A 25,691-nucleotide genomic window follows, 5' to 3' on the forward strand; every position below is an offset into this window, starting at 1 on the left:
CAAGACGCGGGAGCGTGGCGTTGTGTGACAGACAGGGCCGGCATGGTGCTCGGTGCCTTGGTGACTCAGTGGGGCTGCGGAGCCTGCAGCACGCTGGGATCGGTGTGGATCAGCTCCAGCGGGTAGCGGCGGCCGGCCAGGTAGTCCTCTATGCTTTGCATCACCAGCGGACTGCGGTGCTGGGCGGTGCAGGCCTTGAGTTCGTCCAGCGTCATCCAGACCGTGCGGATGATGCCGTCGTCCAGCGGCTGGCCGGCCCGGAAGTCACCCAGCTCGCCCGTGAAGGCAAAGCGCAGATAGGTGATGTCGGAGCCGGTGCGCGTGCGAACGAAGCGGTTCAGGTAGACGCCGACCAGGGCCGTGGGCACGAAGTCGTGCGCCGTCTCCTCATCGACCTCGCGCACACAGGCGGTGATGGGCGACTCGGCAGGGTCGAGATGGCCGGCGGGGGTGTTGTAGCGCACGCCATCGGCCGTGTCTTCTTCCACCAGCAGAAAACGGCCATCGCGCTCAATGATGGCCGCCACAGTGACATTGGGTTTCCAGCGATCGGGCATGGCGCGCATTATGACCAGAGGCGGCCGGCCCGTCCCCGGCCAAAAACCCCATCACCGCGCCTTGCAGACCACCACGCGACAGGGCGCCCTGTAGCACCCTGTAGCGCCCCATAGCACCGCCCTACAGCGGCCGGGCCATGTACAGCGCACCGTCGCCGTAGCTCACCAGGCGCTGCTGCTGCAGCGGATCGGTCAACGCCTGCACGGCATAGCCATGGCGCTCCCAGTAGCCGCGCGAGCCCTGCACCGACACCAGGGCCGTGTGGCGCAGGCCCTCGGCGCGCGCCCGCTCCCACAGCGGAGCCAGCAGCGCACGGGCCAGGCCCTGGCCTGCGGCCTCGGGGTGCACGGCCATGTCGTGCAGGTACAGGGTGTCGGCCTGCTCGACGGCCTCGAAGTCACCGTGCAGCGGCGTGATCTTGGCCATGAGGCTGCGGTAGGCCGCGAGATAGGCTCGCACACGGCCGTCCTGCTCCAGTGCCAGCGAGCAATGGGCCGTGCCGGCCAGGCGCCGCGCAAAGACCTCGCCGCTCTCGGCATAGTCCTCGCCATAGCAGGCCCGCTGGATGTCCAGCAGACCGGGCAGGTCGGCGGCGGTCAGTGCGCGGACATGGAAGCGGTCAGCGGCAGGCAAGGAAGAGGAGGGAGAAGGCGAACAAGACATGGGCAGGACAGGCAGGTGCCGGAGACAGGCCGCCCAGGGTAAGCGATTGCCCAAGCCCCGGCGCACCCTGCCGGAATCGGTTCCCCGTCAATCCTTCCAGCGCTCGCGTATGTCTTCCAGCTGCGGGCGCAGGCCGATGAACAGCGGCACCAGGCGCGGGTCGAAGTGGGCGCCGGCCTGCTGCTCTATGTGATCCATGGCGTCGTCCACCGTCCACGCGTGCTTGTAGGGGCGTTCCGTGGTGAGGGCATCGAACACGTCGGCCACGGCCACGATGCGCGAGGCCAGCGGGATGTCCTCGCCCGCCAGGCCCTGCGGATAGCCCGTGCCGTCCCATTTCTCGTGGTGGGTCAGCGCGATGCTGTAGGCCATCTGCAGCACCTGGGAATCGTGCTCGCCGATGATCTCGGCGCCGATCTGCGGATGGCGACGCATGACGGTCCATTCCTCGGCCGTCAGCGGGCCGTTCTTGAGCAGGATGGCGTCGGGGATGCCGATCTTGCCCACATCGTGCATGGGCGCGGCGTTGAGCAGGTCGTCCGCCCACTCGTCGGTGCAGCCGGCCGCCAGCGCCAACGTCTTTGCGTAGTGGCTCATGCGGATCACATGCATGCCGGTTTCGTTGTCGCGGTACTCGGCCGCGCGGCCCAGGCGCTGCACGATCTGCAGCCGCGTGCTGCGCAGCTCGTCGAGCTTGACCAGCGACAGGTGGTTGCGCACCCGCGCCCGCACCACGGGCGCGCGCACGGGCTTGACGATGTAGTCCACCGCGCCCGAGGCAAAGCCCAGGGCCTCGTCCTGTCCGTCCGACAGGGCCGTGATGAAGATCACCGGGATGCGGGCCGTGTCGGCCTGCGCCTTGAGCTGGCGGCACACGGCGTAGCCGTCCAGCTCGGGCATCATGATGTCCAGCAGGATCAGGTCCGGCTGGTGCTGGGCCAGCTGCAGAGCCTTGCGCCCGTCCGTGGCGAACGAGAGCCGGTAATCCTCGCCCAGGATCTGGCGCAGCACATGCAGGTTGGTCGGGTCGTCATCGACCAGCAGCAGGCGCGGGCGCTTGTCCGTTGCCAATAGATTGGGCGCATTCATGCTCTGTCTCCATCGTTCGAGGGCAGTTGCTGCTGCAACTGCTGGGCGCATTCCTGCGCGCGCTCGAAGTCGAAATTATCCAGTGCCTGCTGCAGCGGCTGAAGCTGTTCGGCCGTCAGCATGCGCACGAGGGCCTGCATGGCCTGCCCGTCCAGCTCCCCGCTGTGCAAGGCTGCCACGATGCGCTCCAGCCAGGGCCGGGCATCGGCAGGCAGGGCGGGTGCGCCCGCCTGGGGCGCCGCATCGCCGTCGGCCTGCGTCCACGCATGGCCCTGCGCCTGGCCCTGCGCCTGGCCCGGCGCCTCGCCCGATGCCGCCCCCTGCGCCTCGGTCATCGGCATGGCGGCCGGGTGGCGCTGGCGCAGCTCGCGCGCTACGGCATCCAGCGCCTGGTGCAGCTGGTCGATGAGGGCAAGCAGCTGCGGCTGCCCGGCGCCCTCCTGCGCCAGGCCTTCCAGGCGCGATGCCAGCCGGTACACGGCCTGCAGGCCCAGGTTGCCGGCCGCGCCGCGCACGCGGTGCGCCAGGCCGATCAAGGCCTCGGGTCCGGGGCGCTGCAGGGCACGGCGCAGGCGGTCGGCCAGGTCCAGCTGTTCGTTGAGGAAACGCCGAATGGCGGCCACCAGCGGATCGACCCGGCCCCACAGCGCAATGCCCGAGGCCCAGTCCACCGTGACATCAGGCAGCCCCGGCTGGGCGCTGGCGGGCGCGGGCGGCCTGGCCTCCTTGAGCGCCACCTGCAGCGACAGCAGGCGTGCGATCTCGGCCTGCAGCCGCGCCATGTCCAGCGGCTTGGAGGCAAAGCCGTCCATGCCGGCGGCGGTGGCGTCGCTGCGGTCCTTCTCCAGCACGCTGGCCGACAGCGCGACGATGGGCACGGGCCGGCGCTGCAGCTGCCGCTCCCAGACACGGATGGCGCGCGCCGCCGCCAGGCCGTCCATGCCCGGCATCTGCAGGTCCATCAGCACCACGTCGAAAGGAGGCTCCTGCGCCTGCACGCAGCGCAGCGCCTCGGCACCGTCGTGGGCCAGCACCATCTGGTGGTTCTGGCTGGAGAAGTTGATCTGCAGCAGCTCCAGGTTCTCGGGCACATCGTCCACGGCCAGGATGTGCAGCGGCGGCAGGCCGCGGCTGGCCGCCCCGCGCTCGGACAGCGGGCTCTCGCCGACCGGCAGGGGCAGGCGCACCTCGAACACCGTGCCCACGCCCACCGTGCTGTGCAGCTGGATGCTGCCGCCCATGAGTTCGGCCAGCTGGCGCGAGATGGTCGTGCCCAGGCCCGTGCCGCCGAAACGCCGCGTGGTCGAGGCGTCGGCCTGGGCAAAGGGGTCGAAGATGCGGTGGATCTTCTCGGCCGCGATGCCTATGCCCGTGTCATGCACATCGAGCTGGAGCACGCCCTGCTCGTAGCGCACGCGCAGCAGCACATGGCCGCGTTCGGTGAACTTCACGGCATTGCCCAGCAGGTTCACCAGGATCTGCTGCACACGCATGCCGTCGCCGCGCAGCGCGGCCGGCGTGTGCGGGTCGTAGTCCAGGCGCAGGTCCAGGCCCTTGCGATCGGCCGTGATGCGCAGCGATGCCAGGATCTGCTGGCACAGCTCGCGCACCGAGAAGTCCTCTATCTCCAGCTCCACCGCGCCCTTGTCGAGCTTGGCCGTGTCCAGGATGTCGTTGAGCAGGCGCAGCATGGAGCGCGCCGCGTAGTGCACCGTGTCCAGGTAGCGCGCCTGCGTGGGCTGCAGCGCGGTTTCGCGCAACGCCTCGGTGAAGCCGATGATGGCGTTCATGGGCGTGCGGATCTCGTGGCTCATGTTGGCCAGGAAGGTGCTGCGCGCGGCGGCCGCGGCTTCGGCATGCTCCTTGGCCAGCACCAGCTCCTGGGCCAGCTTGCGCTGGGCGCTGATGTCGGTGAGCAGCTTGACGATCTTGTAGGGCCGGCCGTCGGCACCACGTATGGGGTTGTAGGTGGCCTGCACCCAGATGCGCCGCCCCTCGTGCCCGCAGCGCAGGAACTCGCCGGCCTGGAACTCGCCCTCGGCCAGGCGGCGCCAGAACTGCACATGCTCGGGCGAATGCGCATAGCCGGGCTCGCAGAACATGCCGTGGTGGCGGCCCGCGACCTCGTCGAGCCGGTAGCCGAACAGGTCCAGGAAATTGCGGTTGGCGCGCAGCACATGGCCGCGCAGGTCGTACTCGATGGTGGCCAGCGACAGGTCGATGGCGCGCACCGTGCCCTCGAACTCGGCATTGCGCGCGCGCGCCGCCGTCTGGTCCATGATCACGCCGTCGATCCAGGTCAGTTCGTCCTGTTCGTTGAAGACGCCGCGCCCGGTCTCGGACACCCAGCGCGTGCTGCCGTCGCGGTGCAGCAGGCGGTAGTCGGCGTTGTAGGTCTGGCGCCGCGCCAGAGAATGCGCCACCGCAGCCTCCAGCCGGTCGCGGTCCTCGGCGTGGATGAGCCGGTCCCAGCCCGTGAGGCCATCGGTGAAATCCTGCTCGGTCCAGCCCGTCAACTCCTCGATGGAGCGGCTGAGCAGCAGCGGCGTCCATTTGCCGTCGTACAGGCAGCGGAACGTGGTGCCGGGCACGTTGTTGATCAGGGTGCGGTACTGCTCCTCGCTGCGGCGCAGCGACTGCAGCATCTGGCGGCGCTCGCGGATATCGGTCACAAAGCCCACGTACAGCGGATCGCCGGCAATCGCCACCCGCCCCACGGCCAGGCGCACGGCGATCTGGGTGCCGTCCTTGTGCATGGCGTTGATATCGCGGCTGGAGCCCAGTAGGCCCGCAAAGCCCGTGGCCAGATGCTTTTGCAGCGAGCCGCCATCGCCATCGCAGCCCGACGCGGGCATGAGCAGGCTTGCGCTGCGGCCCACCACCTCCTGCGCCGTCCAGCCCAGCAGCCGCTCGGCCGCGCCGTTGAACGACACGATGCTGCCGCGCCCGTTGATCATCACGATGCCGTCCACTGCCGTCTCCACCACGGCGCGCAGGCGCGATTCGCTGCGCTGCACCTGGCGGTAGATCTGGCGGTAGCGCAGCGTCATGTTGACCGCGAACACCAGACCGAAGATCAGCACCACCATGCCGACGATGGAGAACACCAGCAGCGCGTGCGTGGGCGACTCCACCTGCGCCAGCACATCGATCTCGGGCTTGAGGCGCAGTGCATACAGGCCCGCATAGTGCATGCAGGAAATGGCCAGGCCCATGACGATGCCGGCCACCAGCGTGGGCCACAGCCGGCCCGTGTTGCCCAGCCTGAAGCGCACCCACAGCGACAGCACGGCCATGCCTGCCGCCACGATCACCGACAGCAGCACGCCCCAGGGGTCGTAGAGCATCGAGGTCCAGGTCTGGGCCGCCGCCATGCCGATGTAGTGCATGGAGCCAATGCCCAGCCCCATGAGCACGCCGCCGCCCACCAGCGCCTGCGTGGACAGCTGCGGCCGCACCATCAGCGTCAGCGCCAGCCAGGACGCCAGCATGCTGGGCAGCATGGACAGCGTGGTGATCCAGGGGTCGTAGTCGCCAAAGGTGCAGGGCACGAAGGCCAGCATGCCGATGAAGTGCATGGCCCAGATGCCCGCGCCCAGGCAGAAGGCGCCCGTGAGCACGCCCACGCGGCGTATGCGCGGCGACGCGGCATCGCGCGCCAGCCCGGCAATCTGCATGGCCATCACCGACGTGGCCACGGCCACCAGCACCGACAGCGTCACCAGGCCCGGATGCAGCCACTGGAACCACTGCGGATGCGGCGCCCAGCCGAGCACGAAAATCTGGTCCCAGCTCATGGCGCGCCCCCCGCATGGCACAAGGCCGCAGCACGCAACCGCCGGCCATCGATAGTATTTATAACTTTGATGATCATTTTCGATTGGCCATAACTATTCCGCGCACCTAGCATGGAGTCTCATCCCGAGGAGAGCCCCATGAGCCGCATCCGCCAGACCCTTCACCACCACCGACGCACGCTGTTGAAGACCGCCAGCTACTACGTCATCCATGTCACCGTGGCAGCGGCCGTGGCCTATGCCGTGACCCGCAATCTCTGGGCCGCGCTGACGCTCAGCCTGCTGGAGCCCACGGTGCAGGCCGTGGCCTTCTTCTTCCATGAAAAGCTGTGGGAGCGCGGCCTGCGCCGCCGTGCCGACGCGGGCGCCGGCATGGCGCCGCCCGCAGCAGCCACTGCGGCTGCGGCCTGAACCCGCCAGGAGCACGAACATGCCCACGCCCCTGCGGTCCTTCAGCGCGGACGCCTCATTCGGCAATTGGCTGACCGAAACCCTGGCAAGGATGGTCGATGGCGGCACGGGCTGAAACCCGGCCCTGCCGTGGCGGCAAGAGAGGTGGACATGGCGGCGCATGGTGGCAAGAACCCGGGAAATGCGAAATCGTTGGTATCAAGGCGCTGCCCGTGCGGCCCATGGCCGGCACGGAATCCATACATGCCTTTCGACCGCATCGGGGCGGACTGAAGCCCCGGCGCCGGTCACAATGCCAAACATTGTCAAGCGCATACGCTGGAAAATATGTGCACAAGCTGTGTGAAAAGCTGTGCATAGCCTCTTCGCAAACCTGTGATTTTCCTCTTGCCAAGGCTGTGGCAAAGCCGTTCATTCACGGTGCACGCCCAGCAGCGCGTCGATGAACACACGGGCTGCACGGCCAGGCACCACGGCACTGCGCCAGACCGCGAAGAAATCACAGAGATAGAAGAACCGGTGGGGGGCCACGGCCTGCAGCAGACCCTGGCCCTCCATGGCCTGTGCGTAGTGGTCGGGCAGAAATCCCAGGTAGCGGCCCGAGCGCACCAGCATGGCAATGGCCTCCTGGTCAAAACCCGTGGCCTGGCGCTGCAGGCCGGCCTGGTGGCTGAGCGCCATATTGGGTGACTGGTAGCCCAGGCCTGCAAAGGCATGTGCGCCCAGGCTGTCCCAGTCCAGCCCGCCATGGTCGGCGCCATGCAGCGGATGGCCGGGAGCGCAGTACAGCTGCATGCGCTCGCCGAACAACCGGGCACTGTCCAGCGCGCTCGAACTGGGTGCAGAGGGCAGCACGCCCACCTGCCAGCGCCCCTCCATCAGTCCGCGCTCGATGGCCTGTATCGAGGCCACGTGCAGCCGCAGGTGCAGTTGCGGCGCCTGATCGTGCAGCAGGCCTATCGCCTCGGGAATGCGTGACTGCGGATTGCCCACGGTCTTGTCGAACAGCGCCACGTCCAGCGTACCGGCCAGCCGGCCATGGATGTCGTCCACCTGGCCCAGAAACCCCTCCACGCCGCCCAGCAGCTGCAGCGTGGCCTCGTAGATGCGGTGGCCTTCGGGCGTGAGCGCGAAGCCGGCGCGCCCGCGCCGGCACAGCGTCAGGCCCAGGCGCTCTTCCAGGTCCTTCATGTGGCGGCTCAGCGTGGAGCTGCCGATGTTCAGCTCCAGCTCGGCAGCCGACATGCCGCCGCACTCGACCACGGCCTTGAACACGCGCAGCAGGCGCAGATCCATGTCGCCCAGCTGGCCCAGCGCCGCGCGCGAACGGCCATCGCGTGCCCGGCGGCTCGCAGGGGTATCCAGAGAAAATTCCGCCATCGCCATTCGCCTCCCGGTGTGCTTGCCGGACATGGCCACCGCTACAGGGGAGCCACTATAGGGGAGCCACGGGGCGGCAGTGGCGACGGATTCCCCCAATGCGCGCACGCCATGCCGCGACCGGCAGGCGCTTGGTCACTTGCAGAAATATGCAAGTAAACCTCGATATCGCGCTCTTCGCGAAATCAAACAGCGCGCTCACAATGGGCCGATCCACATTTCTTCCCTAGGCTCGAGGAGATCGCCATGACCCTGGTTCCCACCGAACAAAGCGCCGCCCCCGCCACGCGCACCGATGCCGCCTGGCTCGAGGCCCACTGGATGCCCTTCACCGGCAACCGCGAGTTCAAGGCGCGCCCGCGCATGATCACCAGCGCCCAGGGCGCCTACTACACCGATGCCGACGGCCGCAAGATCTTCGACGGCCTGTCGGGCCTGTGGTGCTCGGGCCTGGGCCATGGCCGCCGCGAGATCGCCGAAGCCATCGGCCGCGCGGCCCAGCAGCTGGACTATGCGCCGGCCTTCCAGTTCGGCCACCCGGCCTCGTTCGCGCTGGCCAACAAGATCAAGGAGCTGACGCCCGCAGGCCTGGACCATGTGTTCTTCACGGGCTCGGGCTCGGAAGCCGCCGACACGGCGCTGAAGATGGCACGCGCCTACTGGCGCGCCAAGGGCCAGGGCGGCAAGACCCGGCTGATCGGGCGCGAGAAGGGCTACCACGGCGTGAACTTCGGCGGCATCTCGGTCGGCGGCATGGTGGGCAACCGCAAGACCTTCGGCCAGGGCGTGGAGGCCGACCACCTGCCGCACACGCAGCCGGCGCTGGGGTCCTTCCACAAAGGCATGCCTGCCACCGATGGCCGCGCGCTGGCCGACCGGCTGCTGGACCTGATCGCCCTGCATGACGCCAGCAACATCGCAGCCGTCATCGTCGAGCCCTTCTCGGGCTCGGCCGGCGTGGTGATTCCGCCGGCCGGCTACCTGCAGCGCCTGCGCGAGATCTGCACGCAGAACAACATCCTGCTGATCTTCGACGAGGTCATCACGGGCTTCGGCCGCTGCGGCGCCATGACGGGAGCGGAGGCCTTCGGCGTCACGCCCGACATCATGAACATCGCCAAGCAGGTGACCAATGGCGCCCAGCCCCTGGGCGCCGTGGTGGCCAGCAAGGAGATCTACGACACCTTCATGGCAGCGGGCGGCCCCGAGTACATGCTGGAGTTCCCGCACGGCTATACCTACTCGGCCCACCCCATTGCCTGCGCAGCGGGCGTGGCCGCGCTGGACCTGCTGCAGCGCGAGGACGGCCCGGGCCGCGTGCGCGCGCTGGCCCCGTTCTTCGAGCAGGCCGTGCACAGCCTCAAGGGAGCAAAGCATGTGGCCGACATCCGCAACTTCGGCCTGGCTGCGGGCTTCACCATCGAGTCGCTGCCCGGCGAGCCGGCACGCCGTCCCTACGAGATCGCCATGAAGTGCTGGGACAAGGGCTTTTACGTGCGCTACGGCGGCGACACCATCCAGATCGCGCCGCCCTTCATCAGCGAGAAGGCCGAGATCGAGCGGCTGGTCAGCGCCCTGGGCGATGCCCTGACCGAAACGAACTGAGCATCTCCGGCACATGAGAAAAGCCCCTGGGCCGTGAGGCCACAGGGGCTTTTTACATGGCAACGGCAAGGCTGCGAAATCAGTCCAGCGTGATGCCCGCGTTCTTGATCACATCGCGCCACTTGTCCACTTCCACGCGCAGGAACTGGGCCGAGGTATCGGGCTTGAGGCCCGAGGGCAGCACGCCCATGGCATCCAGCTTTTCCTTGACCTCGGGCGCAGGCAGGGCCTTGGCGATCTCGGCGTAGAGCCTGTCCACGATGGGCTTGGGCGTGCCTGCGGGCACGGCCGCGAGGAACCAGGCATCGGCCGTGAAGTCCTTGAGGCCGGCCTCGGACATGGTGGGCACGTCGGGCATGGACTGCAGGCGCTCGTTGTGGGCCACGGCCAGGGCGCGCACCTTGCCGGCCTTGAGCTGCGCGGCAATCGTCACGGCCGTGAGAAAGCCGAAGTCGGTCTCACCGGCGGCCAGCGAGACCACCGAAGGCGCGCTGCCCTTGTAGGGCACGTGGCCGATCTTGACCTTGGCCTGCATGGCATACAGCTCGGCGCCCAGGTGGTTGGGGCCGCCCGTGCCCGACGAGGGGTAGTTGAGCTTGCCGGGCTGGGCCTGGGCCGCCGCCGTCAGCTCCTTGAGCGAGTGGAACGGGCTTTGCGCGCCCACGGTGAGCACCAGCGGGCTGCGTGCCACCAGGCTGATGGGCGCGAAGTCGCGCAGCGGGTCATAGGGCAGCTTGGTGTACAGGCCCTTGGCCATGGCCATGCAGCCCACATCGCCCAGCACCACGGTGTAGCCGTCGGCCGGCGCCTTGGCCACCAGGTCGCAGCCGATGGTGCCGTTGGCACCGGGCTTGTTGTCCACCACCACCGTGGTGTGCATGCTCTCGCCCATCTTTTGCGCCAGCAGGCGGCCCAGGATGTCGGTGGAGCCGCCAGGCGCAAAGGGCACGACCAGGCGAATGGTCTTGGACGGATAGCTGCCTGCGCCCTGGGCATGGGCGAGGGGCGCCGCCAGCGTGGCCGCCAGCGCCAGGCCGCCGGCCAGGGCGCGCCACAGGGCAGGGGTACGGGAAGATGCGAAAGGGGTTTGTCTCATGCTGTTGTCTCGTGAGGGGGTGGAATGCGTGAAGGCCGAGCGCGCGGCAGCATACCAGCAGCGAGCGGCGCGAAACGCGTGGCCTGGGCCGGCAATGACCGGCGCGGGACAGTTCAGGAGGCCGCGCGCTTGCGTGCGGCGGCGGGACGCGCCGACGGTGACTTGGCGGGCGCCTTCGGAGCCGCCTTTGCGGTGGTCTTCGCGACGGCTTTTGCGGCGGTCTTTGCGGCCGGCCTTGCCGTTGTTGTTGGCGCTGCTTTTGCTGCCGGTTTCGGTGCCTTTTTTGGTGCAGTCCTCGGCACTGCCATCGCCGGCTTTTCCACCGTCTGCACGGCGCGTTGCGGACGCGGGCTGCGCAGGCTGTCGGCATCCAGGATGAGCCGCCCCTGGATGCGGCCCTTCATGCGCTTGACGCTGCTGGCCGCATCCCGCATGTGCTGCTGCATCAGCGCATGCACCTTCACGGCATCCCGTTCGCGTGCGGCCTGCACGATGTCGCGGTGGATCCGGGCATTGGCCTCGCCGAAGCGCCGGTGCTCGGCCTGCGGAGTACGGTTGGCGAAGACGATGAGCTGGCGGATCATCTCGTTGATCAGCTCGCAGGTGAAGCGCAGGAACGGGTTGGGGTTGGCGGCCGCCAGGATGTCGTGGAAGTTCACGTCCTCGCGCCGCTGGCTCACCAGGTCGTCGCTGCTTTGCGTGGGATCGCAGCAGGCGATGCTGTGCTCCAGGGCCTCGAAATCGGCCTCGGTCAGATGGGGCACGGCGCCTGCCGCCAGCTCGGGCTCCAGCATCTGGCGCACCGTGTAGATGTCGTCGATGGTCACCTCCTGGAAGAACAGGTAGTTCTGCATGAACTGCAGCGTGCGGTCCAGCGGCACCTCGACGACCGTGCCACCGCCCGAAGGGCCGGTGGAGATGGTGATCAGCCCCTGCACTTCCAGCGATTTGAGGGCCTCGCGGATCGTGCCCTTGCTGACCTGGAACTGTGCCTGCAGCTCGCTTTCGCGCGGCAGGCGGTCGCCGGGGCTGAGGTTCTTTTCGGTGATCAGGCGCTTGATCTCCTGGGCCACGAGATCCGGGCGCTTGAGCTGCCGGATTGCCAGGGAGGGCGACTTGGGTGTATCCATTGTTGTGTTCTCCGGAAGGGCACCGGATCGTGTCCGCGCCCAATCTGCATGCGGGTTTGGTGCAGTATGCACCGCCATGGCGCGTGGCCGTGCCCGCCTAGGGTTAGCACGCGCCCTATTTCTTCTATTTATCACTATAAATATGAATCAAGGAGCCTGCACGCACCCATTTCGACTGGCATGCAACTTGCTCTGAAAAGCGTACCCGGGCCGCCGCGCCTTCAGTTCCCATCACGGAGATCCCATGCAACGTCGTCACCTCCTGCAACTCTCGGCACTGGGCGCATTGCCCGCATCGCTGGGCCTGGGCCGCAGCGTCTGGGCACAGTCCAAGGACAGCATCCAGTTCGCCTGCCCCGTGCCCATGTCGGGCGCCTTCGCGGCCAACGGAAAGTATGCGGACCTGGGCATGAAGCTGGCCATCGAGCAGTACGGCAAGGCGCTGGGCCGCCCGCTGGCCTACACCGTGCTGGACACCGAGGGCAAGCCCGCCACGGCCGTGCGCAAGCTGCAGGAGTCTTCGCAGCAGCAGGGCACGCGCTTCTTCGCAGGCGGCATCCTGTCGTCGGAGGCGCTGGCCATGGGCAAGGAGGCCGAGAAGGCCGGCGGCATCTTCATCACCACCGCAGGCGCCGACGAGATCACGGGCAAGGACTGCAACAGCGCCACCTTCCGCTGGTCGGCGCCCACCTTCGGCGCCATCGAGCAAACCGTGCGCCCGCTGGTCGAGTCCCTGCCCAAGGCCAAGCGCTGGTACACCATCACGCCGCAGTACGTGTTCGGCGACGGCCTGCTGACGGCGGCCAAGAACATCTTCAAGGAAAAGGGCATCGAGCATGTGGGCAACAGCTACCACTCGCTGACCGAAAAGGAGTTCAGCGGCTACCTGACCAATGCCGTGGCCGCCAAGCCCGACGTGCTGCTGCTGCTGAACTTCGGCGCCCAGTCCTCGGACACGCTGCGCCAGGCCATCAGCTTCGGCATGAACAAGAACATGACCATCCTGATCGCCTGGGCCTCGGGGCTGGAGCAGTTCGAGTCGCTGGGTGCCGACCTGTGCGACGGCGTGTACTTCGGCGCCCAGTACTGGCACACGGTGGACACGCCGCTCAACCGTGATCTGGTGCAGCGCTGCAACGACAAGTTCAAGGCCAATCCCAACTACAGCCTGGCCGGCCACTACATCTGCACCAAGCTGATGATCGATGCCATCGTCAAGGCCGGCACGGTCGACCCCAAGGCTGTGGTCGCCGCGCTGGAAGGCATGAAGTACCAGGGCCTGACGGGCGAGGAAGAGGTGCGCAAGGCAGACCACCAGGTGCTCAAGAACTACTACCTGCTCAAGGGCAAGGCCAAGTCCAAGATGAAGAACAAGGACGACTACGTGGATGTGGTCAGCTCCGGCAAGTCCTTCCTGCCCGTAGACCAGACCGGCTGCAAGCTGGTTTAGAGCTCCCCCTGAGGCGCTGCGCGCCTTCCCCCTCTCTCGCTTCGCGGGAGGGGGACGACACCCTCGGTGCGGGGCGGCCCTTCCTCGGTGTCCCTCACTTAGGCTGCGCCAGTTTCATAGGCGCAGCACCATGACCGGCGTGCTTCAGAGCCACCGGGCACTTCGCCTCCTTCGTCCATCGTTTCGGACCCTGTATGAGCATCTATCTGCTTCAGACCATCAACGGGATCGGCATAGGCATGCTGTATTTCCTGTTGGCCGTGGGCCTGTCCATCGTTTTCGGCCTGCTGCGTTTCGTGAATTTCGCGCACGGTGCCTTCTACCTGCTGGGCGCCTATTTCTGCTACCAGATGACGCGCTGGGGCATGAGCTTCTGGCTGTCCCTGGTCGTGGTGCCGCTGGCCGTGGGCGCGCTGGGCTGGCTGGTGGAAAAGCTCATGCTGCGCCATGTGTATGCCAAGGCGCATGAGTTCCACATCATCGTCACCGTGGGCCTGGCCCTGGTGGTGCAGGAGCTGGTGATCGTGCAATGGGGCCCGCTGGGCGACAGCGTGGCCGTGCCCGATCTGCTGCAGGGCGTGGTGATGTGGGGCAGCTTCGTCTATCCCAAGTACCGGCTGTTCGTGATCGGCTTCACCGCCGTGCTGGCCGTGCTGCTGTGGTGGCTGCTGGAAGGCACGAGGCTGGGCAGCGCGGTGCGCGCGGGCAGCGAATCGACCGAGATGGTGTCCCTGCTGGGCGTGAACGTGCTGCGCATCTTCAGCCTGGTGTTCGCGCTGGGCGCCGCCACGGCGGCGCTGGCCGGCGTGCTGGCCGCGCCCATACGCGGCGCAGAGCCCTTCATGGGCGTGGAGGCACTGGGCGTGGCCTTCGTGATCGTGGTCGTGGGCGGGCTGGGCAGCTTCGGCGGCGCACTGGTCGGCGGCCTGCTGATCGGCATCGTGCAAAGCGTGATGAGCACGCTGTGGCCCGAGGGCGCGCGCCTGATGATCTACGTGGCCATGGCCGCCGTGCTGCTGCTGCGACCCCATGGCCTGCTGGGCCGCAAAGGATGAAGACCATGACCAGGCATTCCCATCTCCTTCTCGCGCTGGCCATCGTGGTGGCCATGCCGCTGTGCATGCAGTCGGGCTCGCTGGCCAGCGAAGTGCTGATCTTCGGCCTCGCGGCCATGGGCTGCAATCTGCTGCTGGGCTACACGGGGCTGCTGTCCTTCGGGCAGGGCATCTTCTTCGGGCTGGGCAGCTACACCATCGCCCTGCTGCTGACACGCTGGCCCCTGCCCATGCCGCTGGCCCTGCTGGCCGCCACCGCCATGGGCGCCGTGGGCGCGGCCATCGTCGGCTGGGTGGCCATACGCCAGCGCGGCACCTATTTCGTGATGCTCACCCTGGCGTTTGCGCAGATGTTCTACTTCATCGCCTACTCGGCCACGGACATCACCGGCGGCGACAACGGCCTGCTCGATGTGCCCCGCCCCGCCCTCGCGGTGGCCGGCCAGACGCTGTGGCCGCTGGCCACGCCCTGGCAGTACTACGGCTTTGTGGCCGTGCTCTTTCTGGTGGTGTTCTGGCTGCTGCGCCGCGTCTGCGACTCCATGTTCGGCCGCACGCTGCTGGCCGTGCGCGACAACGAGGAGCGCGCCGCCGCCGTGGGCTACGACCTGAGGCTGCTGAAGCTGCAGGCCTTCGTGATCTCGGGCGCAGTCACGGGCCTGGCCGGCGCGCTGCACGCCATGATGACGGGCATCGCCCCGCTGTCCAATGCCGAGTACCACACCAGCGAAATGATCCTGGTGATGACCGTGATCGGCGGCACGGGCAACCTGCTGGCCTCGGTGCTGGGCGCGGCCTTCTACGTGCTGCTGGGCGACTGGCTGTCCACGCTGTGGCCGCGCTGGCTGCTGCTGCTGGGCGTGGTGCTGATGATCGTGAGCCTGGGCCTGCAGCGCGGCCTGTGGGGCCTGGGCGAGAGCCTGTGGGCCCTGGTGCGCCGCAAAGGGCCGGCAGATGCCGCGGCGGCCGCTGCAGAAACCAAAGGAGGCCAGGCATGAGCGCCGCAGCATCTCCCATCCTGCTCGAGGCCGTGGGCGTCGAGAAGCGCTATGACAAGTTCGTCGCCCTGGGCGGCGTGGACCTCAAGGTGCGCGCCCATACCGTGCACTCGGTGATCGGCCCCAACGGCGCGGGCAAGACCACCCTGTTCCACATGCTCACGGGCACCAAGAGCGTGAGCGGCGGGCGCATCGTCTTCGACGGCCACGACGTGACGCGCGAGCCCGACCACCGCCGCGTGCGCCGTGGCATGGCACGGTCCTTTCAGGTCACCAGCCTGTTCCTGACCCTGCCCGTGCGCGAGAACCTGCGCCTGGCCGCACAGGGCGTGGCCCCCGCCAGGGCCCTGGACTGCTGGAACGCGCCCGTGGGTGCTCGCGCCCTGGCCGATACCGTGGCCAGCGTGCTGTCGCGCCTGGGCCTGGAGCGCCACGCGGACACGCCGGCCGGCAACCTCTCGCACGGCCAGCAGCGGCGGCTGGAGGTGGGCATGGCCCTGGCCGCACGGCCTAAGGCCATCTTCCTGGACGAGCCGACCTCGGGCATGGGCATCGACGACCTGGACGAGATGAAGCGCCTGATCCAGGGCCTCAGGGACGAGCACACCGTGGTCCTCATCGAGCACAACATGAACATCGTCATGGACATCTCCGACACCATCACCGTCATGCAGCAAGGCCGCGTGCTGGCCGAAGGACTGCCCCACGAGATCCGCGCCGACGAGCGTGTGCGCAGCGCCTATCTGGGCAACATGATCACGGGAGGAAAGGCATGAGCGGTCCCCTGCTTTCGGTCGAGGGCATACACGCCCACTACGGCAAGAGCCATGTGCTGCAGGGCGTGTCGCTGCAGGTGCAGGACGGCGAGCTGGTCACGCTGCTGGGCCGCAACGGCGCGGGCAAGACCACCACGCTCAAGTCCATCGCAGGCGTGATGCAGCCCTCGCAGGGGCAGATCCGCTTCGGCGGCGAGCCCGTGCACCGGCTGGCCACACACCAGGTGGCCCAGCGCGGCATCTGCCTGGTGCCAGAGCACCGCGGCATCTTCAAGCTGCTCACGGTGGAGGAGAACCTGCTGCTGGGCCAGCGCAAGCGCTCGCCCTGGCAGCTGGCCGACATCTACCGCATCTTCCCGCGACTCAAGGAGCGGCGCGGCAACGGCGGCGGGCAGCTGTCGGGTGGCGAGCAGCAGATGCTGGCCATAGGCCGCGCCCTGATGAACGCGCCGCGCCTGCTCATGCTGGACGAGCCCGTCGAGGGCCTGGCGCCCGTGATCGTGGAGGAGATCGTGGCCCAGCTCAAGACCATCAAGGCCGCTGGCGTGGCGATCTTGCTGGTGGAGCAGAACCTGGAGGTCTGCACCCAGCTGGCCGACCGCCACTACATCATCGAACAGGGTGCGATTGCGCACGAGGCAGGCAATGCCGCTTTCCTGGCCGATGACGCCATCAAGGACCGGTATCTCGGTGTAGGGATCGCCTGATCCACCGCCTTTCGCATTCCCAGGAGTCATTCATGGATCTCAGTACCCCTCTTGCAGCCGCCGCCGTTGCGGCCGGGCTGCGCACCGACGGCGCCCGCCTGTGGCAATCGCTGATGGACCTGGCGCGCATAGGCGCCACACCCAAGGGCGGCGTGTGCCGCCTGGCGCTGACGGACCTGGACCGCCAGGGGCGCGATCTCTTCGTGCAGTGGGCGCGCGAGGCCGGCTGCAGCATCCGCGTCGATGCCATCGGCAACATCTTCGCGCGCCGCGCAGGCCTGGACGATGCGCTGCCGCCCGTGATGACGGGCAGCCACATCGACACCCAGCCCACGGGCGGCAAGTTCGACGGCAACTACGGCGTGCTGGCCGGGCTGGAGGTGCTGCGCACGCTGGGCGATGGCGGCGTGCGCACGCGCGCCCCGTTGGAAGTGGCCGTGTGGACCAACGAGGAAGGCTCGCGCTTCGTGCCCGTGATGATGGGCTCGGGCGTGTTCGTCAATGCCTTCACGCTGGAGCATGCGCTGGCCCAGCGCGATGCCCAGGGCGTGAGCGTGGACGAGGCGCTGCGCGCCATCGGCTATGCCGGGCCGGCCGGCCCGGCGCCTGCGGTGGGCGCGTATTTCGAGGCCCATATCGAGCAGGGCCCGGTGCTGGAAAACCATGAACGCGTGATCGGCGTGGTCAGCGCCGCGCTGGGCCAGCGCTGGTACGACGTCAGCGTGCAGGGCATGGAGGCCCATGCCGGCCCCACGCCCATGGAGCTGCGCCGCGACGCCCTGCTGGCCGCCAGCGACCTCGTGGCCGAGGTCAACCGCATCGCCCTGGACCGCCTGCCGCATGCGCGCGGCACCGTGGGATCGCTGGAGGTGTTTCCCAACTCGCGCAACGTGATCCCGGGCGGCGTCAAGCTCAGCGTGGACCTGCGCGCGCCGGACGACGGCCAGTTGCTGGACATGGATGCCGCACTGCGCGCGGCCTGCGAGCGCATTGCGGCCGCGCATGGCGTGACCGTTGGCGTGGAGCAGGTCGTCTACTTCCCGCCCCAGCCGTTCACGCCACACCTGGTGGAGGCCGTGCGCGCCAATGCCGCCGACCTGGGCTACAGCGCCATGGACGTGGTCAGCGGCGCAGGCCACGATGCCGTCTACCTGGCGCGCGTGGCGCCTGCCGCCATGATCTTCGTGCCCTGCGCCGACGGCATCAGCCACAACGAGATCGAGGATGCCGAGCCCGCCCACCTGGAGGCCGGCTGCAACGTGCTGCTGCGCGCCATGCTGGCGGCTGCGGGCGTGGTGCAGGCAGCGGACGGCGGGGTGCCGGCATGAAGATCCTGATCGCCCGGCTCAACCACGAGACCAATACCTTCTCGCCCGTGCCCACGCCCATCGAGGCGTTTGCGCCCACCTATGGCGAGGCCGCCTATTCGGCCAACAAGGGCATGCGCACGGCCATGGCCGCCTTCATCGACCTGGCCGAGGCGGCGGGCGCCACCCTGGTCACGCCCGTGTCGGCCACCTCCAATCCCAGCGGCCCCGTGCATGCGGCCGCCTATGACGAACTCACTCGCCGCATCGTGGCGGCCGCGCCGGGCTGCGATGCCATCTTGCTGGACCTGCACGGCGCCATGGTGGCCGAGAACAGCGCCGACGGCGAAGGCGACCTGCTCGAACGCGTGCGCGCCGCCGCACCCGGCGTGCCCGTTGGCGTGGCGCTGGACCTGCACGGCAACATCACCGAAAAAATGGTGGGCAATGCCGATGTGATGGTGGGCTTCAAGACCTATCCGCACATCGACATGTACGAGACCGGCGAGCACGCGGGCCGGCTGCTGCTGGACATGCTGGCCGGCCGCGCGCGCTACGCCGTGTGCTGGCACCGCCTGCCGCTGATGAGCCACACGCTGCGCAGCACCACGCTGGACGGCCCCATGCTGGACGCCGTGAACGCAGCGCGCGCCCTGGAAGCGGAGGGCCTGCCGGCGGTCTCGGTGTTCGGCGGCTTCTCGCTGGCCGACATCGCCGCGCCCTGCGTGAGCGTGGTCGCCACCTGCAGGACCGACGAACGCGCGGCCACCCAGGCGAGCGTGGACTCGCTGGCCGCCCGGATCTGGCAGCGCCGCGCCGACTTCGTCTACCGCAGCGAGCCGCTGGCCGATTCGCTGCGCCGCGCCCAGGCCCTGGCCGACGGCGCCGACCGCCCCGTGCTGCTGCTCGACCATGGCGACAACTGCATGTCCGGCGGCACCTGCGACACCATGGACGTGCTGCAGACCGCGCTGGAGCTGGGCCTGTCAGGCATTGCCGTGGGCCCGCTGTGCGACCCCGAGGCCGTGGCCTCGCTCACGGCGGCCGGCGAAGGCACCGAGGTGGAGATCGCGCTGGGCAACAAGGTCTCGCTGGAACGCATCGGCCTTCACAAGCAGCCGCTGCGGCTGCGCGGCACGGTGCGCGCCGTCAGCGACGGCGCCTACACGGTCAGCGGCCCCATCTACACCGGCCAGCGCTGCCACATGGGCCGCACGGTCTGCCTGGACACGGGCGCAGCGCAGATCGTGATCACCGAGCAGACGCACGAGCCCTGGGACCTGGGCGTGTTCCACTGCGTGGGCATGGACCCGACGCGCTTTCGCTTCGTGCTGCTCAAGTCGCGCATGTACTGCCGGCCCGTCTTCGTGCCGCTGTCCGCCGGCCTGGTCGAGTGCGACAGCCCAGGCGTGACCACCTCGGACTATTCGCGCTTTCCGTTCGCCCAGGTCAGCCGCCCGGTGTTTCCGCTGGACGCCATCTGATGGACGCCATGTGATTGCCCGGCTTTGCGGCGCCGCGCAAGCAAAGACCGCCGCCGCCGCGGGACATTGGGCAACCAGGCATCACAACAGTTTCACAGCAGGGCCCGGCTATTGCCTGTCGGCCTACAATCGGTTCCCCCCTACCTCGGCCGACGGCACGCGGGATGATCCGCGCGTGCGTTGGCCATGCCTTCGCTGGAGACGCTTGATGTCCGACAACACGGCCCCGACCCCTTCCGATAAACGTGCCCAGCTGCGCCGTGCCGCACTCGAATACCACGAGTTTCCCAAGCCCGGCAAGTTGACCATCGTGCCGACCAAGCCCATGGCCAACCAGCATGACCTGGCCCTGGCCTACTCGCCCGGCGTGGCAGCGCCCTGCGAAGAGATCGTCAAGGACCCGGCCGCCGCCTTCAAGTACACGGCGCGCGGCAACCTGGTGGCCGTGATCTCCAACGGCACGGCCGTGCTGGGACTGGGCGACATCGGCGCGCTGGCCTCCAAGCCGGTGATGGAAGGCAAGGCCGTCCTGTTCAAGAAGTTCGCGGGCGTGGACGTCTTCGACATCGAGATCAACGAGAAGGACCCGCAAAAGCTGGTCGACGTGATCGCCGCGCTGGAGCCCACCTTCGGCGCCATCAACCTGGAAGACATCAAGGCGCCCGAGTGCTTCTTCGTGGAGCGCGAACTGCGCCGCCGCCTGAAGATCCCCGTCTTCCACGATGACCAGCACGGCACGGCCATCACCGTGGCTGCGGCCATGGTCAACGCGCTCAAGGTCGCGGGCAAGAAGATCGAGGAGGTCCGGCTCGTCGCCTCGGGCGCGGGCGCCGCTGCCCTGGCCTGCCTGAACCTGCTGCTCAAGGTCGGCCTGCGCCGGGAGAACGTGTTCGTCACCGACCTGGCCGGCGTGGTCTACGAAGGCCGCACCGAACTGATGGACGAGGACAAGGCCCAGTTCGCACGCGCCACCGAGCTGCGCACACTGGGCCAGGTCATCGAAGGCGCCGACGTCTTCCTCGGCCTGTCCGCTGGCGGCGTGCTCAAGCAGGACATGGTGGTCAAGATGGCCGCGCGCCCGGTGATCTTCGCGCTGGCCAATCCCAACCCCGAAATCGTTCCCGAAGACGTCAAGGCCGTGCGCAGCGACGCCATCATCGCCACGGGCCGCTCGGACTATCCCAACCAGGTCAACAACGTCCTGTGCTTCCCGTACATCTTCCGCGGTGCGCTGGACTGCGGCGCGACCACCATCACCACCGAGATGGAAATCGCCACCGTCCACGCCATCGCCGAACTGGCCCAGGCCGAGCAGAGCGAGGAAGTGGCGGCAGCCTACGTGGGCGAGCAGCTGAGCTTCGGTCCTGAGTACCTGATCCCCAAGCCCTTCGATCCGCGCCTGATGATGAAGATCGCCTCGGCCGTGGCCCAGGCTGCCGCCGAATGCGGCGTGGCCCAGCGCCCGATCCAGGACATGGACGCCTACCGCGCCCATCTGCAGACCTTCGTCTACGCCTCGGGCACGATGATGAAGCCGCTGTTCGCCACGGCCAAGAAGGCCACCAAGAAGCGCGTGGCCTATGCCGAAGGCGAGGAAGAGCGCATCCTGCGCGCCGCGCAGATCGTGGTGGACGAGCGCATTGCGCGCCCCACGCTGATCGGCCGCCCGGCCATCATTGCCCAGCGCATCGAGAAGTTCGGCCTGCGCCTGAAGGAGGGCCAGGACTACGACGTGGTCAACGTCGAGCACGACGAGCGCTACCGCGACTTCTGGCAGACCTACCACCGCATGACCGAGCGCAAGGGCATCACCGTGCCCATCGCCAGGATCGAGATGCGCCGCCGCCTGACCCTGATCGGCTCCATGCTGCTGCACAAGGGCGAAGTGGACGGCCTGATCACCGGCACCTGGGGCCAGACATCGCACCACCTGCAGTACGTGGACCAGGTGATCGGCCGCCGCGCCGGCGTGCAGACCTATGCCTGCATGAACGGCCTGCTGCTGCCCGACCGCCAGGTCTTCCTGGTGGACACCCACGTCAACTACGACCCCACGGCCGAGCAGCTGGCCGAGATCACCATCATGGCCGCCGAGGAAATGATGCGCTTCGGCGTCAAGCCCAAGGCAGCCCTGCTGTCGCACTCCAACTACGGCTCCAGCAACCAGCCCAGCGCCGTCAAGATGCGCCAGACCCTGGAGCTGCTGCGCGAGCAGGCCCCCTGGCTGGAAGTGGACGGCGAGATGCACGGCGACGTGGCCCTGGACGGCAAGGCCCGCGCCCAGCTCATGCCCAACAGCACGCTGCTGGGCAATGCCAACCTGCTGGTCATGCCCAACATCGACGCGGCCAACATCAGCTACAACCTGCTCAAGCAGGCCGCTGGCGGCGGCATTGCCATCGGCCCCGTGCTGCTGGGCGCCGCCCGTCCCGTGCACATCCTCACGCCGAGCACGACGGTGCGCCGTATCGTCAACATGACGGCGCTGACGGTGGCGGACGCTAACGCTAACCGTTAAGCACCCCCTGAGCGGCTTCGCCGCTTCCCCCGTGTGCACGGCGCCCTCTCTCGCTTCGCGGGAGGGGGACGACACCCTCGCTGCGGGGCGGCCCTTGCTCGGTGTCCCTCGTTTTGGCCGCGCGCGTTTTTGAGACAACGGGCGGCATTTGCATTGAATGGAAGGCAACTCAGGCGCAGAGTTGCCTTCTCACTGTTCAATCCCCAGACATTTCCTCGGTCAAGCTGCCTGTTTTTTAGGCAGAACTTGCATTTTGAGGGGGGTTCCGTCACACTAGCGGGTCGAGATTTCAGGGCTTCCCTGGATTTCTGAAAGGTGTAGTTGATGCTGAAGGCAGCCGCCGCCAAGGCGTACCAGTCCGGTCTAGCGCTCATCGTCGGGGCCGCCTTTGTGCTGTCGCCCTCGCTCGCTGATGCGCGCCGCTCGGCGCCCGAGAGCGCGGATTCGACGGCGGCCATGGCCACCGTCACCCTGTCAGAGCTGCCGCGCGAAGGCCGTTCCACCTATACGCTGATCCTGCGCGGCGGGCCTTTTGCCCACGACAAGGACGGCACGGTGTTCGGCAACCGCGAGCGCATCCTGCCGCGCCAGTCGCGCGGCTACTACCGTGAGTACACGGTGCGCACCCCCGGCTCGCGTGACCGCGGAGCCCGCCGCATCGTCTGCGGCGGAGAGCCACGGCAGCCCGATGCCTGCTACTACACCAGCGACCACTACAGCAGCTTTCGCAAGATCATCGAATGACCTCGACCCAGCCTTTGCAGCCAGTTCGACCCTCCGCGTCCGACGCAGTGCGCTGGCAGGGGTCTGCATTTCATCCACAGCCCGGGGACGCCGCAGGCCACGTGCCCGTACCCGCAGGCCACATCCACGTTAGAGAAAGAGCCACGGAGATGGATGCACCACTTCGTAAGATCCCGGACACCCCTTTGCGGAACGTGCGCGCCAACATCGTGCAGTCCATCCGCGCCTACAGGGTGGAGGATCTGCAACAGGCGGCCGAGACGCTGGGGTGCCATTTCCTGTATGCCAACCTGGCCCATGCGCAGACCAAGGCCGACATCCTGGAGCTGCTGGCCACGCAGTTCTTCTTCCCCGCGCATTTCGGCAAGAACTTCGACGCGCTCTACGACTGCCTGACCGACCCCATCCACAAGGCCGGCCCGCAGCCGGGCTTTGTGCTCGTGCTCGACCAGATCCCGACCACGCCCAAGTTCGACAAGGAAGTGCGCGAGCAGCTGCTGGACAGCTTCCGCGACGCGGCCGAGTACTGGGCCGAGCGCAAGATCCCGTTCCGCTGCTTCTACTCTTTCCTGTAAGAGCCGCACATTGATTGCACGGCGCCAGCGTCCCATGCGGGCGCTGGCGCCGTGCGTCACCTGCGTCTAGCTGCGCGTGAACCGGGCTGCAAGTGCCTCGTACTCGGACACCGGCACTTCCTCGGCGCGGCGCTGCAGGTCGAACTCCCCGTCAAAGCCCTTGGCTTCCAGCCAGCGCCCCAGCGTGTTGCGCAGGATCTTGCGCCGCTGGCTGAAGGCCACCTGCACCATCTCCTCCAGCAGCTTCGCGTCCAGGGCCGCCGGCGCCTCGCGCGGGACCATGCGCACGACGGCGCTGTCCACCTTGGGCGGCGGATTGAAGCTCTCGGGCGGCACGTACAGCACGCTCTCCATCGCATAGCGCCACTGCAGCATGACCGTCAGCCGCCCATAGGCCGCCGTGGCCGGAGAGGCCACCATGCGGTCGATGACCTCCTTTTGCAGCATGAAGTGCTGGTCCTCGACCACGTCCACCTGCTCGAGCAGGTGAAAGAGGATGGGGCTGGAGATGTTGTAGGGCAGGTTGCCCGCAATGCGCAGCTTGGGCACGCCCAGGCGCGCGGCAATGGCACGGAAGTCCACCTTGAGCACGTCGGACTCGACCACGTCGAGCTGCTCGTGCAGGCGCAGGCGCACGGCCAGGTCGCGGTCCAGTTCGATCACGGTGAGCCGGCCCAGGCGCTCGACCAGGGGCTGGGTCAGGGCCATCAGGCCCGGACCGATCTCGACCATGGACTGGCCCGGCCGGGGATCGATGGCACGCACGATGCCGTCGATGATGCCGCCATCGGTCAGGAAGTTCTGGCCGAAGCGTTTGCGAGGAATGTGTTTCATAGAAAAAGCAAGGCGGTGCGCCATGGCACCGCCTTCCATTGTGGACTGCCGCAGCCATGGCTGCTTGGGGGGTGTCTTATTGCGGGGGCTCGCGGTACTCGACGTAGGCGCGGCCACGCAGCTCCTGCAGCCAGGTCTGGTAGTCGGTTTCGAGCTTGCGCTCGCGCACCACGTTGCGCACCATGTCGCGCTGCTCGCGCGGCGTCAGCGCGGCCTGGCGACGCTCGATGAGCTGGATCAGGTGCACACCGAAGCGCGAGACCAGCGGGTCGCTGACCTGCCCGGGCTGCAGCGCATTGAGCACCTGCTCGAACTCGGGCACGAACTGGCCGGGCGAGGCCCAGCCCAGATCGCCGCCGTTGCGCGCGCTGCCGTCCTGCGAGAACTCGCGGGCCAGCGATTCGAAGCTGGCCTGGCCGCTGTCCACGCGGCGCTTGTAGTCGGCCAGGCGCTTGGCGGCATCGGCCTCGGTCATCTGGTCGCCGATGCGCAGCAGGATGTGGCGCGCATGGTTTTGCGTGACCACGGAAGGCATGCCGGCCTGCGACTTCTCCAGCACCTTGAGCACGTGAAAGCCCGCGCCCGAACGGAAGGGGCCGACGATGCCGCCCTGCGGCGTCTGGCCCACGGCCTTGGTGAACAGTTCGGGGTAGCGGTCCAGCGGGCGCATGCCCATGGCGCCGCCGCCCTGGCCGTCGGGCACATCGGAGAACTCCTTGACCACGGCCAGGAAGTCGCCTTGCGTGCGGGCCGCCTCGGCAGCCTGCTTGGCGCGGGCTTCGCGCTCGGCCACTTCGGCGGGGCTGGCATCCTCGCGAACGGCGATCAGGATGTGGCCCAGGTTCACGGCCGCCGGCGCCTTGTCGGCGCCGCCGCTGCGCTGCTCGGCCAGGTAGCGGTCGATGTCGGCTTCGGTCACGCGCACGCGGCCGTCCACATCGCGCTCGCGCAGGCGCTGCAGCGTGATCTGGCGGCGCAGTTCTTCGCGGAACTGCTTTTCGTTCACGCCCTCGGCCCGCAGGCGTGACTGCAGGCCGGCCTTGTCCAGGCCGTTTTGCCGCGCCACATTGGTCAGCGCCTGGTCCACGGCGTAGTCATCCACGCGCAGGCCCGTGTCCTTGGCTTCCTGCAGCTGGGCCTTTTCCACGATCAGCCGCTCCAGCACCTCGCGGGCCAGCAGCGCCTCGGGCGGCATCTGGCCGCCCTGCTCGGCAATGTTCTGCGCCACGCGCGCCATGCGGGCCCGCACCTCGTTGTTGGTCACGGGCTCGGAGTTGACCACGGCCACGATGTAGTCGGCCGAGCGCACGCCGGCATTGCCGCCGCGATCACGCGACAAGGGCTGGTTGGTGGCGTCCAGCGCGCGCGAGACGGAGGCATCGCCGGCCTGGGGCGCCCTGGACTGGCCCGGAACACGCAGGCCTTGCGCCTGGGCTGTGGTGGCCAGCAAGGCCAGCGCCACAGCGGCCGCTGCGCAGCAATGGGTCTGGGAAAGAAAACGCATGGGAGAGATG

Annotated in this window: 21 protein-coding genes; 12 read left to right on the forward strand and 9 right to left on the reverse strand. The window is 68.0% G+C overall.

Features of this window, described 5'->3' with window-relative positions:
• Window positions 1–65: 65 nt before the first annotated feature.
• The 4 genes from AAN986_RS28075 to AAN986_RS28090 form a co-directional block, all read right to left on the reverse strand.
• A complete protein-coding gene (locus AAN986_RS28075) occupies window positions 66–566 on the reverse strand; it encodes an NUDIX hydrolase (protein ID WP_017407282.1) in 501 nt (166 codons plus the stop codon).
• Window positions 567–678: 112 nt separating this feature from the next.
• Window positions 679–1,221, reverse strand: coding sequence for a GNAT family N-acetyltransferase (locus AAN986_RS28080; RefSeq protein WP_043791589.1), 543 nt, complete (start codon window positions 1,219–1,221; stop codon window positions 679–681).
• Between the two features lie 87 nt (window positions 1,222–1,308).
• Window positions 1,309–2,310 (reverse strand): two-component system response regulator, encoded by a 1,002-nt coding sequence (locus AAN986_RS28085; RefSeq protein WP_016447218.1) that lies wholly within the window; start codon window positions 2,308–2,310, stop codon window positions 1,309–1,311.
• Entirely contained in the window at window positions 2,307–6,107 is a 3,801-nt protein-coding gene (locus tag AAN986_RS28090) for a PAS domain S-box protein (protein WP_047219250.1), read from the reverse strand. The genes AAN986_RS28085 and AAN986_RS28090 overlap by 4 nt, the downstream gene beginning before the upstream one ends.
• 138 nt (window positions 6,108–6,245) lie before the next feature.
• Here AAN986_RS28090 and AAN986_RS28095 point away from each other — a divergent pair, with 138 nt between their 5' ends.
• Window positions 6,246–6,518, forward strand: coding sequence for a DUF2061 domain-containing protein (locus AAN986_RS28095; RefSeq protein WP_016447220.1), 273 nt, complete (start codon window positions 6,246–6,248; stop codon window positions 6,516–6,518).
• Between the two features lie 411 nt (window positions 6,519–6,929).
• On the opposite strand, the gene AAN986_RS28100 is transcribed toward AAN986_RS28095, so the two are convergent.
• Complete coding sequence (locus tag AAN986_RS28100) at window positions 6,930–7,898, reverse strand: LysR family transcriptional regulator (protein ID WP_047219251.1); 969 nt, start codon at window positions 7,896–7,898, stop codon at window positions 6,930–6,932.
• A 246-nt stretch (window positions 7,899–8,144) separates the two neighbouring features.
• Between AAN986_RS28100 and AAN986_RS28105 the strand changes: the two genes are divergently transcribed.
• Window positions 8,145–9,503 carry an aspartate aminotransferase family protein gene (locus tag AAN986_RS28105; protein ID WP_016447223.1) on the forward strand — a complete coding sequence of 453 codons (1,359 nt, stop codon included), beginning with the start codon at window positions 8,145–8,147 and terminating at the stop codon, window positions 9,501–9,503.
• 79 nt (window positions 9,504–9,582) lie between these two features.
• Here AAN986_RS28105 and AAN986_RS28110 read toward each other — a convergent pair whose 3' ends face one another.
• Both AAN986_RS28110 and AAN986_RS28115 read right to left on the reverse strand, forming a co-directional pair.
• On the reverse strand, window positions 9,583–10,599 hold the full coding sequence (locus AAN986_RS28110) for a tripartite tricarboxylate transporter substrate binding protein (protein WP_047219252.1): 1,017 nt from the start codon (window positions 10,597–10,599) through the stop codon (window positions 9,583–9,585).
• A 113-nt stretch (window positions 10,600–10,712) separates the two neighbouring features.
• The gene (locus AAN986_RS28115) at window positions 10,713–11,729 is read right to left on the reverse strand and encodes a FadR/GntR family transcriptional regulator (RefSeq protein WP_047219253.1); all 1,017 of its coding nucleotides are present in this window, start codon (window positions 11,727–11,729) and stop codon (window positions 10,713–10,715) included.
• A 244-nt stretch (window positions 11,730–11,973) separates the two neighbouring features.
• Here AAN986_RS28115 and AAN986_RS28120 point away from each other — a divergent pair, with 244 nt between their 5' ends.
• The 10 genes from AAN986_RS28120 (at window position 11,974) to AAN986_RS28165 (ending at window position 23,343) form a co-directional block, all read left to right on the forward strand.
• A complete protein-coding gene (locus AAN986_RS28120) occupies window positions 11,974–13,179 on the forward strand; it encodes an ABC transporter substrate-binding protein (protein ID WP_047219254.1) in 1,206 nt (401 codons plus the stop codon).
• Window positions 13,180–13,373: 194 nt separating this feature from the next.
• A complete protein-coding gene (locus AAN986_RS28125; protein ID WP_012207821.1) occupies window positions 13,374–14,234 on the forward strand; it encodes a branched-chain amino acid ABC transporter permease in 861 nt (286 codons plus the stop codon).
• Between the two features lie 5 nt (window positions 14,235–14,239).
• Entirely contained in the window at window positions 14,240–15,232 is a 993-nt protein-coding gene (locus AAN986_RS28130) for a branched-chain amino acid ABC transporter permease (protein ID WP_026062103.1), read from the forward strand.
• Entirely contained in the window at window positions 15,229–16,008 is a 780-nt protein-coding gene (locus AAN986_RS28135; protein WP_012207823.1) for an ABC transporter ATP-binding protein, read from the forward strand. Before AAN986_RS28130 ends, AAN986_RS28135 begins: the two co-directional genes overlap by 4 nt.
• Window positions 16,005–16,715: an ABC transporter ATP-binding protein gene (locus AAN986_RS28140; RefSeq protein WP_013804788.1), complete on the forward strand. Its 711-nt coding sequence runs from the start codon at window positions 16,005–16,007 to the stop codon at window positions 16,713–16,715. Before AAN986_RS28135 ends, AAN986_RS28140 begins: the two co-directional genes overlap by 4 nt.
• 32 nt (window positions 16,716–16,747) lie before the next feature.
• Window positions 16,748–18,043, forward strand: coding sequence for a Zn-dependent hydrolase (locus tag AAN986_RS28145; protein WP_047219255.1), 1,296 nt, complete (start codon window positions 16,748–16,750; stop codon window positions 18,041–18,043).
• Complete coding sequence (locus AAN986_RS28150) at window positions 18,040–19,506, forward strand: M81 family metallopeptidase (protein ID WP_047219256.1); 1,467 nt, start codon at window positions 18,040–18,042, stop codon at window positions 19,504–19,506. Before AAN986_RS28145 ends, AAN986_RS28150 begins: the two co-directional genes overlap by 4 nt.
• A gap of 208 nt (window positions 19,507–19,714) precedes the next feature.
• Window positions 19,715–22,024 (forward strand): NADP-dependent malic enzyme, encoded by a 2,310-nt coding sequence (locus tag AAN986_RS28155; RefSeq protein WP_016447231.1) that lies wholly within the window; start codon window positions 19,715–19,717, stop codon window positions 22,022–22,024.
• Between the two features lie 324 nt (window positions 22,025–22,348).
• The gene (locus tag AAN986_RS28160) at window positions 22,349–22,768 is read left to right on the forward strand and encodes a ribonuclease (RefSeq protein ID WP_047219257.1); all 420 of its coding nucleotides are present in this window, start codon (window positions 22,349–22,351) and stop codon (window positions 22,766–22,768) included.
• Window positions 22,769–22,917: 149 nt separating this feature from the next.
• The gene (locus tag AAN986_RS28165; RefSeq protein ID WP_013804792.1) at window positions 22,918–23,343 is read left to right on the forward strand and encodes a barstar family protein; all 426 of its coding nucleotides are present in this window, start codon (window positions 22,918–22,920) and stop codon (window positions 23,341–23,343) included.
• Between the two features lie 66 nt (window positions 23,344–23,409).
• On the opposite strand, the gene rsmA is transcribed toward AAN986_RS28165, so the two are convergent.
• Complete coding sequence (rsmA, locus tag AAN986_RS28170; protein WP_017404994.1) at window positions 23,410–24,177, reverse strand: 16S rRNA (adenine(1518)-N(6)/adenine(1519)-N(6))-dimethyltransferase RsmA; 768 nt, start codon at window positions 24,175–24,177, stop codon at window positions 23,410–23,412.
• Between the two features lie 76 nt (window positions 24,178–24,253).
• A complete protein-coding gene (locus tag AAN986_RS28175) occupies window positions 24,254–25,681 on the reverse strand; it encodes a peptidylprolyl isomerase (RefSeq protein ID WP_034365467.1) in 1,428 nt (475 codons plus the stop codon).
• Window positions 25,682–25,691: the final 10 nt, after the last annotated feature.

It is taken from the genome of Delftia sp. DS1230 (assembly GCF_040112715.1).
Lineage (GTDB): Bacteria > Pseudomonadota > Gammaproteobacteria > Burkholderiales > Burkholderiaceae_C > Comamonas > Comamonas tsuruhatensis.